The sequence below is a fragment of the Kushneria sp. Sum13 genome (genome assembly GCF_052692355.1).
Window position 1 is genome coordinate 2,478,248 of the sequence record NZ_CP199847.1, and the last position, 12,539, is coordinate 2,490,786.

Here is a 12,539-nt window from a genome sequence, read left to right on the forward strand (position 1 = left end):
TATTATTACTCCCACTCGATCGTCGCGGGCGGCTTGCTGCTCACATCATAAGTCACGCGCGACACGCCGCTGATCTCGTTGATGATACGACCGGAGACCTTCTCCAGCAGCTCATACGGCAGGTGCGCCCAGCGGGCGGTCATGAAGTCGATGGTTTCCACCGCGCGCAGCGCGATGACCCATTCGTAGCGGCGGCCGTCCCCTACCACGCCCACCGACTTGACCGGCAGGAACACGGCGAAGGCCTGGCTGGTCTTGTGGTACCAGTCGGCGTTGTGCAGTTCCTCGATGAAGATGGCGTCCGCTTCACGCAGAATGTCGGCGTATTCCTTTTTCACTTCACCGAGGATGCGTACGCCCAGGCCCGGCCCAGGGAACGGGTGACGGTAAACCATGTCGTACGGCAGGCCGAGTTCGAGGCCGAGCTTGCGCACCTCGTCCTTGAACAGTTCGCGCAGCGGTTCGACCAGCTTGAGCTTCATGGTCTCCGGCAGGCCGCCCACGTTGTGGTGCGACTTGATGACGTGCGCCTTGCCGGTCTTGGAGGCGGCGGACTCGATCACGTCCGGGTAGATGGTGCCCTGGGCGAGAAAATCCACACCGTCGATCTTGGCGGCTTCGCGGTCGAACACGTCAATGAAGGTGTTGCCGATCAGCTTGCGCTTCTGCTCGGGGTCGTTGACGCCCTCGAGCCGGCCGAGGAACTCGTCTTCAGCATCGACACGGATGACGCGCACGCCCATGTGCTGGGCGAAGGTGTCCATGACCTGGGCGCCTTCATCCTTGCGCAGCAGGCCGTTGTCGACGAACACGCAGGTGAGCTGATCGCCGATCGCCTTGTGCAGCAGCGCGGCGACCACGGAGGAATCCACCCCGCCGGAGAGACCCAGCAGGACGTGACGGTCACCGACCTGCTCACGAACGCGCTCGGAGAGGTCCTCGATGATCTTCGCCGGGGTCCAGAGCTTTTCACAGCCGCAGATTTCAAGCACGAAGCGCTCGAGGATGCGCTGGCCCTGGGTGGTGTGGGTCACTTCCGGGTGGAACTGCACCGCATACAAACGCTTTTCAGCCCAGCTCATGGCAGCGATCGGGCAGCTCGGCGTAGAGGCGGTGATCTCGAAGGCTTCAGGAACGCGGGCGACCTTGTCGCCGTGGCTCATCCACACGTCCAGCAGGGCGTCGCCGCGCTCACCGATGTGGTCCTTGATGCCGCCAAGCAGGTCATCCTCAGAGGAGACGCTGATCTGGGCGTAGCCAAATTCCCGCTTTTGCGAGCCTTCGGTGGCACCGCCCAGCTGGGCGGCCATGGTCTGCATGCCGTAGCAGATACCAAACACCGGCAGCCCCATATCGAAGACGCACTGGGGCGCACGCGGGGAATCCAGCTCGGCGACCGATTCCGGCCCGCCGGAGAGGATGATGCCGTTGGGGTTGTACTCGCGGATCTCTTCTTCGGTGATGTCGAAGGCGCGCACTTCCGAATAGACCCCGATCTCGCGCACGCGGCGGGCGATCAGCTGGGTGTACTGGGAGCCAAAATCGAGAATCAGAATCTTGTGGGCGTGAATGTCGGTCATGGGATCTCTCTACACAGCCGAGAACGGCGAGGATATAAATAAACAAGCGGGAAGCTTTCGCCTCCCGCTCTTCAATCTTGGCAACCCCGTCACCGAGGCATATGCCCTGCCCGCCCCGATACCCGAGGGCACATAATGGCCAAAGGTTCGGGTCAGACAGGGCATGCCATCAGCTCCGGTAGTTCGGCGCTTCTTTCGTGATCTGCACGTCGTGGACGTGAGACTCGGCAAAGCCTGCGCTGGTGATGCGAACGAATTCCGGCACGGTGCGCATGGTGTCGATATCGTGCGAGCCGGTGTAGCCCATCGAGGCGCGCAGGCCGCCCATCATCTGATGGACAATGGCGCTCATCAGGCCCTTGTAGGCCACGCGGCCTTCAATGCCTTCGGGCACGAGCTTCTCGACGCCTTCGTTCTTGTCCTGAAAGTAGCGATCCGACGAGCCCTGGGTCTGGGACATGGCACCCATCGAGCCCATGCCGCGGTAGGCCTTGTAGGTCCGGCCCTGGTAGAGCTCGATCTCGCCCGGGGACTCTTCAGTGCCCGCCAGCAGACTGCCGACCATGACGCAGTGCGCGCCGGCCACGATCGCCTTGGCGATGTCCCCGGAGAAGCGGATACCGCCATCGGCGATCAGCGGGATGTCGTAAGGCTTGAGCGCCTCGGCGACATCGGCAACAGCAGTAATCTGCGGCACGCCCACACCGGCGACGATGCGCGTGGTGCAGATCGAGCCCGGGCCGATGCCGACCTTGACGGCGTCTGCACCGGCGTCCGCCAGTGCCTTCGCCGCGGCAGCCGTGGCGATGTTGCCACCGATGACCTGCAGCTCGGGGAAGTGCTCCTTCACCCAGCGCACGCGCTCGATCACGCCGGCACTGTGGCCGTGGGCGGTGTCAACCACGATGACATCGACGCCGGCCTCATACAGGGCCTGAATGCGATCGCCGGTGTCTTCACCGGTGCCGACGGCGGCGCCGACCAGCAGACGGCCGTCGCTGTCCTTGGCGGCGTTCGGGTAGGTGCGGGCCTTTTCGATGTCGCGCACGGTGACCAGACCGCGCAGATGGAAGTCATCGCTGACGATCAGGATCTTCTCGATGCGATGTTCCTGCAGCTGGCGCTTGATATCTTCCAGCGGCGTGCCTTCCTTCGCCGTAATCAGCTTTTCGCGCGGCGTCATGATGGCCTCGACGCTGTCGCTGTAGTTGGGCTGAAAACGCATGTCGCGACCGGTCACGATGCCGACCAGCTCTTCGCCCTTCACGACCGGGAAGCCGGAATAACCGTACTCCTTGGCCATGGCCAGCAGGTCGGTGAGCTTGGCGTCAGGGCTGACCGTGACGGGGTCCTTCACGATCACGCTTTCGTGCTTTTTGACCTTGCGTACTTCAGCGGCCTGAGCTGCGATCGACATGCTCTTGTGCACGATACCGATGCCCCCTTCCTGCGCCATGGCAATCGCCAGGCGAGCTTCGGTGACGGTATCCATGGCAGAGGAGACAAGCGGAATATTGAGGAAGAGGTTGCGGGTCAGGCGGGATTTCAGAGAGACGTTCTTCGGCAAGACATCGGAATAACCGGGAACAAGTAATACGTCGTCAAACGTAAGCGCTTCTTGAGCTATACGCAGCATAACTGGCGTCCACTGAGTGGGTTGTACAGGCGGCGGGAAATAATTAATCGAGCATTTTAACGCCTGCGGCCCGCCCATACAACGGACATCCCGCCGGCTGCGCGCTATTGCCGCCATATACGCCGTCTTTTGCAGGACACGGCTTAAGGCCATCACACCGGCAGACACCGACACATGCCCGTGCCAGACTGTTGGCATCGAATAAAACCACCCTGCACGGAGCTGCCATGGCCCCCTCTTCCCCGAATGAGGCCCTGAGTGTTTTTGAACTCAACCGCCGCGCGCGCACCACGCTTGAAAACACGATTGGCGAGGTGTGGGTCGAAGGCGAACTTTCACGCGTGTCGCGCCCGGCCTCGGGTCATCTCTACTTCACGCTCAAGGATGATCGCGCCCAGGTCAGCTGTGCGCTCTTTCGCAACCGGGCCCGCTTTGTCGCTGCCCCCATGCGCGAAGGCGACAGCGTTCGCATTCGGGCGAAGGTCTCGATCTTCGAGCCACGCGGCGACTATCAGCTGATCGTGGAGGCCGTGCAGGAGGCCGGTCGCGGCGCCCTGCTGGCTGCGCTGGAACGGCTGAAGACGAAGCTCGAGGCCGAAGGCGTGTTCGACAACGCACGCGAACTGCCCTGCCCGCCCCGGCATCTGGGCATCATCACCTCCGCCAGCGGCGCGGCCCTTCAGGACGTGCTGGCCGTGTTGCAGGCGCGCTGGCCGCTGCTGGACGTCAGCGTGCTGCCGGTGCCGGTACAGGGCGATCAGGCAGCACCTGCGATGATCCGCGCGCTGGCCGCCGCCGAACGCGACGGCCGCTTTGACGCGCTGCTGATCACCCGCGGCGGCGGCAGTCTGGAGGATCTGTGGTGTTTCAACGATGAGCGTCTGGCACGCGCCATTCAGGCAAGTCCCATTCCGGTCATGAGCGCCGTGGGCCACGAGATCGACACGACGCTATCTGATCTGGCCGCTGACGTGCGCGCCCCCACCCCCTCGGCCGCCGCTGAACGGCTGGTGCCGGATCGTCGCGACATTCTGGAGCGCCTGGCCACTCTGACGCAGCGCCTCAACAGCGCCCAGCAGCGCCAGCTCGAGCAGCTTGGGCAGCGGCTGGACCATGCGGCCTCGCGCCTTCGCCACCCCGGCGAACGCCTGAGCACCCAGCGCCAGCGTCTCAAGGATCTGGAAGCCCGTTTGACGCGGGCCACGACGTATCGGCTGGCGCAGTCACGCCAGCAGCTGGCAAGCCATCAGGCCCGGCTGCAGCAGGCCTCCCCCGAGCGAGCGCTGCGTGATCGCCGCGAACGGCTGGACGCCCTGGAGCAGCGCCTGCTGGCCGCCCCCGAGCGCCAGATCAATGCCCAGCGTCAACGACTGGAAGCCGTGATGCGCGAGCTCAATGCGGTCAGCCCGCTGGCCGTGCTGGGGCGTGGCTACGCGATTCTGGAATCTTCTTCCGGCGTGGTGCGCCGGGCGCAGGACACCCAACCCGGCGAGGTCCTCACCGCCCGTCTGGGTGAAGGTCGCCTGAAGGTGGAAGTGAAGCGGCGGTTGAAGCGCTGATCACAGCGGCCCTGCGACGTAGGCCGGCTTGAAGCTGTTGGGATCAAGCTCGTGGCGGGCGAGCAGCTTGTAGAAATCGGTGCGATTGCGCCCGGCAATGCGCGCGGCCTGGGTGACGTTGCCTTCGGTAATCTTGAGCACCTTGACCAGGTAGCCGTGCTCGAAACCGGCTCGCGCGGCATTGAACGATGGCAGCGCGTTGTCCTCGGAAGCCAGCGCCTGCGCCACCAGCGCATGGGCGATAATCGGCGCACTGGACAGCGCCACGCACTGTTCGACCACGTTGACCAGCTGGCGCACGTTGCCCGGCCAGGCATGGGAGGCCAGCAGGTTAATGGCCTCCTTAGAGAAGCCCTTCACCGAAGGCTTGTGTCGATCGGCGGCCAGCTCCAGGTGATAGCGCGCCAGAATCGGAATGTCTTCCGGCCGTTCACGCAGGGCCGGCAGGCGCAGGTTGACCACGTTGAGCCGGTAGAAGAGATCCTCGCGGAAGGTGCCCTCGCTCATTGCGGCGTTCAAGTCACGATGGGTGGCGGAAATGACGCGGACATCTACATCGATATTGTGCGTGCTGCCCAGCGGACGAATCTGGCGCTCCTGAAGTACCCGCAGCAGCTTGACCTGAAGTGACATCGGCATGTCGCCGATTTCATCGAGAAAGAGCGTGCCACCATGCGCGGCCTGAAAAAGGCCTTCATGCGCGTTCACCGCGCCGGTAAAGGCACCGCGGGCATGGCCGAACAGTTCACTTTCCAGCAGCTGTTCAGGCAGCGCCCCACAGTTGATGGCGATGAAGGGATGCTCGGCGCGGGCACTGGCGCGATGCAGGGCACGCGCCAGAAGCTCCTTGCCGGAGCCGGAGGGACCGGAGAGCAGGACGCTGACATCGCTGCCGGCCACCTTGCCGGCCTGCTCGAGCACCTGCTCCATGACCGTACTGCGGGTGATGATGTCGCGACGCCAGGCAGGGTCTGCCTGACCGCTGGCCGGTGAGGTCTGCATGAGCGCCTCGTCCACCAGCGCAAAGAGTTCGGTACGATCGATGGGTTTGGTCAGAAAGCCGAATACCCCCTGACGGGTAGCATTGACGGCTTCGGGGATGGAGCCGTGCGCGGTCAGGATAATGACCGGCAGGCCCGGATGGCGGGACTGAATCTCCCCGAACAACGCCATGCCGTCCATGCCATCCATGCGCAGGTCCGACAGGACCAGATCGGGGCGCTGCTGCTCGACCAGTGACAGTGCCTGGGCCCCGCTTTCAACGGTACTGACCCGATAGCCACGGCTTTCAAGACGCATACCCAATAGCCTGAGAAGGCTTGGATCATCGTCGACCAATAGCAGATGGGCAGTTTTCACGTATGTCTCCTTGCACACCCGACGCGCGAGGAGGGCTCAGGGGGTTTGCCTGGCGTTCATGCTCTCCTCTATCGCGGTCAGGGCGTCCAGTTTCTTTTTCAGCTCGACATTTTCCTGCTCCAGCGACTGAATCTGCTGGCGCTGCCGGCTGTTACCCTGAGTGCTGCGATTATGCTGTGCATCCAGCCTGGATTGAAGTCTGGATTGAAGATCGATGCGACGCTCCAGATCTCTTTGCCACTGCTGCAGCAAGGGCTGAATGCTCTCGGGGGCCTGAGCGGTATAGCGCTTGAACAGGGCCAGCCCTGTCGGCCAGTGCTCGGCATCTTCCTGAGAAAAGACCACCGCACGAGCCAGCCCGCCACGAGGCGTGTCGCTGCTCATGTATTGAAGCACTTCATCACGCCATTGCTGTGTGCCGGTTTGCGCAGAGCGACCAAAGGCGACCCATGTCGGCAGCAGGCATTCATCATCCACCATGGTGGGGATCCCGCGCGTAATGCACTCCTCGGCGGCGCCGGGAACGCGATCGCCCATCATGGCGCATCCGCTTAGCAGCAGGGTCGCTGTTAAAAGACTGCCTGCGATCAGATTGTGCGTCATTGTCATATCCTTGCCAGCGCCGCCTTTTCCCTTGCGGCCCGGGGTAAAGAAGGGTTGTCCTGTGAAGCCTCTTCCACGATCCAGGGAAGCACCAGCTCAAAGCAGACTTCACAGCCGTTGATCGAGTCCTCGATCAGACTCAGCGTGCCGTGCTGCGCGCGCGCACTTTCGGCCGCCACCGACAGCCCGATGCCGGACCCCTTGAGCGGCCCCTTGCGCTGCGAACTGCCCTGATAGAACGGCTCGAACAGATGGTCGCGGTCACGCTCGCTGATGGCCTGACCGCTGTTGGCCACATCCAGCGTCAGGTGCTGCTGATCGGCGCTCGCTGAAATATAGAGCCGACCCTCATCTGCGCCATAGGCAATGGCATTGGACACCAGATTGTCGAGTATACGGGCCGTGCGTGCCCGGTCGGCCTGCCAGTACAGCGGTGCGCGACGCTCCTCGACGATCATGCCCTTTTGTTGCAGGGCGAGACGATGCTTGGACAGCACCTCGTGGATAACGCTTGCCACGTCAAAGCGCGTCACGTTGAGACGCCGATTCTGCTGGAGCAGATTGTAGTCCAGCAGCTGCTCGATCAGCGTTTGCAGCTCCTGACCGCTTTCATCGATCAACAGCACGATTTCACGCTGACGCTGACTCATCTCGCCGACCACGCCATCGGCCAGCAGCCCCGAGCCCTCACGGATGCTGGCCAGCGGTGTCTTGAGCTCATGAGACATGTGACGCAGGAACTGCTGCTTTTGTTCCTCGAGTTCACGCAGGCGCGCCGACAGCCATTCAAGGCGTTCTTCCAGATTGACCAGCTCCAGCGGGCCCTGAATCGGGCGACTCTCCTCGGCATTCTCATTGCCGCCGATACCGAGAATGCGCTGCTCGAGCTGGCGAATCGGGCGAATGATACGCCAGGTAAAGAAGAGGATCAGCATCAGACTGAACGAGACCAGTGCCAGCGTGGCCTGCCACAGTCGGGTGGTCACCTGATCGGCCTGGGCGCGAATCTCATCGATACGGGCATCCACCTGGCGTCGGGTGGATTCGGCCAGCGCTTCTGTCGAGGCCGTAAAGCGGCTGAATTCGGACAGTTGCGCGCTCAGGCTCTCCTCGCCGGGCGTCGGCAGGGTCTCCAGCACGGTCAGCTGCTGACGCAGCGATTGCATCAGGGGGTTATCGCCCATGAAGGCGGCGTGCTCGTTGAGCAGGTCGCTGTAGCGCGCGCGACGCTCGCCATAGATTTCAAGCAGGCTCTGATCATCAAGCACCGCATACTGACGGGCGCTGCGCTCCATGTCCGTAGAGAGGTTGGTCAGCTGACGGGCACGACGGGTTTCGTCGACGGCCTCGCGGGCGCTGACGTCGGCCAGCTCTGAAAGCTGGGAAAAACTCTGACCGGCGAGATGAATCAATACACCGATCGGCAGCATGACCAGCAAAAAGGCGGTCAATACCTGCTGAAGAAGGGATCGAGGACGCCACCGACGCTTTATTCGAGAAGCCATGAGTTGACAATCTCCGACAGGCGAGCCGTTAAATGAAATCGTGAGGAATGCGAGAGAGAATAACCGATATTCTCACCGTTCGATAACGTCCGTACACATTTTTCACTCATTCAGTTTCATTAGCCTCGATGGAATAAAAAAAGAGCCGGCAAGGCCGGCTCTCAACATACGCAGGGAACTGAAGGGTAATGTGGTGAAAGACACTGCACGCCTGACCATGCAGAGCCAAAACACCGTGGGCCTGGAGGGGCCCGAAGCTACGCGATCGAGATTGGCAGTCAGGCTTTCGATAGCGTTTGCAGCTTCTTCATGATCAAAGACACCGACAAGGCGCTGTCTTTGAAAGACGGACCCGAGGTGGCATCCATGCCATGGCCATGACGGCCTGATGCCTCCCTGCAAGGGTCATTTAGCAGGCAGACATCTCAAAATGCTTATCCCGGGAAAATCCTGATGTCCCGAAAAAGCCCTGATGACATGCCGCGTTGCCATGCATCACCCATAGCCAAAGACGTGCCATAATTTTATTTACTCTTCAAAAACAATAACTTGTATTAATGCTTCAGTCAGCGCTATTTTTTTGTGGCGACATGGCAGCATGACCGACATCAAAAACGTCGCCACATGGCGACATGAAAACCCGAAAAAATAGCAAGTGGCTGTTTTTAAAGGTTTTAAACCTGTCTCCCTGAGAAGACAAACCCTTCGAAGGGCTGTCTTGAAAAGACGACAGCCCTGTTTCCGATATCAGTTCCCTGCCTTTGACGGACCTTGAGAGCTCAATGTCTTGAGCAGTACTCTGGAGTTGCGCTGCGGGTTGTAGTGTTGACGCCGTCTTTGAGGCAGTGCGTCTGGGTCGGCTGTCACGAAGCCACGCTCCAGAAACCAGTGCAGGGTGTGGGTGGTCAGGGCAAACAGCGTGGTTAACCCCTTCTCGCGGGCACGCTGCTCGACCCCTTCGAGCAGCAGATCACCGCGCTCACCGCCACGATAGCTCGGATGAACCGCTACACAGGCCAGCTCGGCGCTGCCGGCTTCAGCATAGGGATGAAGCGCTGCACAGCCGATGACCATGCCGTCACGTTCGATCACCACATAGTCATCGATTTGCTGCTCCAGGCGCTCGCGCGAGCGCGCCACCAGCATGCCCCGTTCTTCCAGCGGGCGCAGCAGTTCGAGCAGTCCGCCGATGTCGTCAATGCGGGCCCCTCTTAACTGCTCGTAGCGCTCGCGGGTAATCATGGTGCCGACACCGTCGCGGGTAAACAGCTCTGCCAGCAGCGCGTCGCGGTCCCGCCAGGACACCAGATGCGTTCGGCCAACCCCCTGGCGCGCCGCATCGCAGGCAATGTGCACATGCTCGGCAAGCTCTGCATCCTCATGCTGACAGGCCAGGGCGTGCGCCTCCTGCAGATTCGGCTGGCGCATCAGTCGGCCCTGGGCGTTGTGCAGTCCGCCGGCACGGCCCACGATGATCAGCTTGTCGGCCCCCAGCGCAATGGCAGCATGACGGGCAATATCCGCAGCATCCAGATCAAAGACCTCCCCGGTGCTGGAGTAGCCCAGCGGTGGCAGCACCACCAGCGAACGCTGATCCAGCAGCGTGCGAATGGCATCACTGCGCACCCGGCGTACCTCACCTGCCCGTAGAAAATCGATGCCTTCGCGAATGCCCAGCGGCTTGGCCATGACCAGATTGCCACTGATGGCATTGATCTCGACGCCATGCAGCGGCGTATTGGAAAGCCCCGGCGACAGTCGGGCCTCAATGGCCAGACGCAGGGTCGAGACTTCACGTTCGATCAGCGTCATGCAGGCCTCATCGACCACGAACCGCCCCTGGTGGCGCTGCGGGGTCAGCGCCGCCTCCTCCAGCGCCTGACGCACCTGGGCACGCACACCAAAGACCAGCACCAGCCGGACACCCAGAACATGCAGCAAAGCCAGGTCCTGAATCAGCGGGGCGCGACGCTCGGGCGTCAGCCCTTCTCCTTCGATCAGCACCACGAAGGTACGTCCCCGGTGGGCATCGATGTAGGTCGATGAGTTTCGAAACCAGTCGGCAAAGGGAAATGAGATATCCAAGGGGGCTCCAGGATCAAACAGGCATCAATGGGGCCTCACGGGTGTGAAGGCCCCTTTATCTTAAAGCAGCAGACGTCGCAACGCAGGCCCGGGCAGCGCCAACCTGAATTGACCACAGGAACCGACCATAAAAAAGGCCGCCGTGATTCACGGCGGCCTTTTTTGTCACATCGTGGCAAAGCGCGGTCGAAGGTCTAGCCGAACATGCCCTTGAGCATGAAAAAGAAGATGATCGACAGCGCCGCACCGGCCGGCAGGGTCACCAGCCAGGAGATCACGATGGTGCCCAAAACCCGCAGGTTCAGTGCCTGCATCCCGCGCGCCAGACCCACACCGAGTACCGCACCGACCAGCGTATGCGTGGTGGAAATCGGCAGCCCCGTGCCGGAGGCGATCACCACGGTCGTGGCCGCCGCAAGCGTTGCCGCAAAGCCGCGCGAGGGCGTCAGTTCGGTAATACCGGTGCCGACGGTAGCAATGACGCGGTGACCATAGGTCAGAAGACCGAAAACGATACCACCGCCGCCGAGGATCAGAATCCACCAGGGCAGCGCCGCGTTGCCGCCGATTTGCCCATGGGTATTCACGATGCTGACCACGGCTGCCAGCGGGCCGACGGCGTTGGCGACGTCATTGGAACCGTGAGCAAAGGCCATCGCACAGGCGGTGAACATCATCAGGACCCCGAAGATGCGCTCGACGCCTGTGAAACTGGAGCGATTGCCCCCACGCGGCTCATGCGTGATACGCCTTTCAAGCAAAATGCCCAGTAGCGTAATGATCGCGCCCACGCCCATGGCCCAGAGCAGCGCATCGGTAAAGCTGAGGTTCAGCCCTACATGGCTCAGCCCCTTGAGCAGCGTCACCATGGCCACGATAAACCCGACCAGAAACATGTAGCCCGGCACATAGCGACGCGCTGCCGCCAGCGGATCCTTGTTTTCAAAGATCAGGCTCTGAATCGAGCGGAACAGCAAAAAGGCGATTACCCCGGCGATGACCGGCGAGATCACCCAGCTCGAGACGATCTGGCCAATGGCACTCCATTGAACCGAGGATGGTCCCAGCCCTGCCACGGCAAAGCCGACGATCGCGCCTACCACCGAATGAGTGGTGGATACCGGCCAGCCCTGCTTTGAAGCGATCATCAGCCAGATGGCGGCGGCCAGCAGTGACGACAGCATGCCATAGACCAGATACTGGGGTTCATTGCTGAGCAGCGTGGGATCGATGATGCCGTTGCGAATGGTGGCCGTCACCTCACCGCCGGCAAGCCATGCCCCCAGAAATTCAAAGACAATGGCGATACAGATCGCCTGACGAATGGTAATGGCCTTGGAGCCAACCGAGGTGCCCATGGCATTGGCAACATCGTTGGCGCCAACGCCCCAGGCCATGAAGAAACCGAAAACGCAGGCGAGAAGAATAAAGAGCTCGCCATGCTGTGCAATGATGGTCATAGGAAAATGTCGTTATCCGAACTTCGGCACCCGATGGTGACGTGCGCCTATCGGGCCAAAAGGATTTGCAGGCGGCTGCCTACGCGTTCAGAGCGGTCGGAAACCTCGCCGATCCAGTCAATGATCTGATAAAGGAACATGACATCGATGGGAGGTAGATCCCTTTCCAGCTCAAAAAGGCGGCGCCGGATCATGACCTGCTGATCGTCGGCCTGGTGTTCAAGTTCATGGAGCTTGCGAATCTGATCGCTCAGAAGATCGGAGACATTGCGTCCAAACCCCGATTCCAGCAGATCATCCAGCTCGGCCAGCGCCTGACGCGCCTGATGTACGGTGGCGACAGCCGTGCGCACGTATTCCTGAAAGATGTCTTCCATCGCCTCGGGAATACGCATGCGCCGACCCAGCATGATCCCGGCGATATCCTTGATCTTGTTGGCTATCTTGTCCTGTACACTGATCAGTTCGAGCAGGTCGGAGCGTGAAACCGGCAAAAAAAGGCTGTTGGGCAGATTCATGCGGATATGGGTTTTCAGCTCGTCGGCGTCATGCTCGCCGGCGCTGATGCTATTGCGAATCTCGCCGGCGCGTGTCCAGTCCTGCTCAAGGGTTGCCTGAAAAAAGATCGGCAGCAGGTCGGCGCACTCGACGGTCTTGTCGATATGTTCAAGCAGCGGCTGGAACGGCGACCGGCCGAACAGTGCTGAAAAGGGATTGGATGACACCATGGTAATTTCACTGCAATGAAAAAT

9 protein-coding genes are annotated in these 12,539 nt (G+C 61.3%); 1 reads left to right on the plus strand and 8 read right to left on the minus strand.

The features are described from left to right. Nucleotides 1-5: 5 nt before the first annotated feature. Both guaA and guaB read right to left on the minus strand, forming a co-directional pair. Nucleotides 6-1,580 carry a glutamine-hydrolyzing GMP synthase gene (gene guaA, locus ACUN8C_RS11605; protein ID WP_445619364.1) on the minus strand — a complete coding sequence of 525 codons (1,575 nt, stop codon included), beginning with the start codon at nt 1,578-1,580 and terminating at the stop codon, nt 6-8. A 169-nt stretch (nt 1,581-1,749) separates the two neighbouring features. Further along, nucleotides 1,750-3,216, minus strand: coding sequence for an IMP dehydrogenase (gene guaB / locus ACUN8C_RS11610; RefSeq protein ID WP_445619365.1), 1,467 nt, complete (start codon nt 3,214-3,216; stop codon nt 1,750-1,752). A 227-nt stretch (nt 3,217-3,443) separates the two neighbouring features. Between guaB and xseA the strand changes: the two genes are divergently transcribed. Next, a complete protein-coding gene (gene xseA, locus ACUN8C_RS11615; protein ID WP_445619366.1) occupies nt 3,444-4,775 on the plus strand; it encodes an exodeoxyribonuclease VII large subunit in 1,332 nt (443 codons plus the stop codon). Here the strand turns inward: xseA and glrR are convergent, their stop codons facing one another. The 6 genes from glrR to ACUN8C_RS11645 form a co-directional block, all read right to left on the minus strand. Further along, a complete protein-coding gene (gene glrR / locus ACUN8C_RS11620) occupies nt 4,776-6,134 on the minus strand; it encodes a two-component system response regulator GlrR (RefSeq protein ID WP_445619367.1) in 1,359 nt (452 codons plus the stop codon). Nucleotides 6,135-6,170: 36 nt separating this feature from the next. Further along, complete coding sequence (locus tag ACUN8C_RS11625; RefSeq protein WP_445619368.1) at nt 6,171-6,737, minus strand: hypothetical protein; 567 nt, start codon at nt 6,735-6,737, stop codon at nt 6,171-6,173. A gap of 2 nt (nt 6,738-6,739) precedes the next feature. After that, nucleotides 6,740-8,242, minus strand: coding sequence for a sensor histidine kinase (locus ACUN8C_RS11630; protein WP_445619369.1), 1,503 nt, complete (start codon nt 8,240-8,242; stop codon nt 6,740-6,742). A 747-nt stretch (nt 8,243-8,989) separates the two neighbouring features. Then, nucleotides 8,990-10,327: an amino-acid N-acetyltransferase gene (argA, locus tag ACUN8C_RS11635; protein ID WP_445619370.1), complete on the minus strand. Its 1,338-nt coding sequence runs from the start codon at nt 10,325-10,327 to the stop codon at nt 8,990-8,992. 194 nt (nt 10,328-10,521) lie between these two features. Continuing rightward, entirely contained in the window at nt 10,522-11,787 is a 1,266-nt protein-coding gene (locus tag ACUN8C_RS11640) for an inorganic phosphate transporter (RefSeq protein WP_445619371.1), read from the minus strand. Nucleotides 11,788-11,834: 47 nt separating this feature from the next. After that, a complete protein-coding gene (locus tag ACUN8C_RS11645) occupies nt 11,835-12,515 on the minus strand; it encodes a TIGR00153 family protein (protein WP_108842818.1) in 681 nt (226 codons plus the stop codon). Between the last annotated feature and the right edge of the window lie 24 nt (nt 12,516-12,539).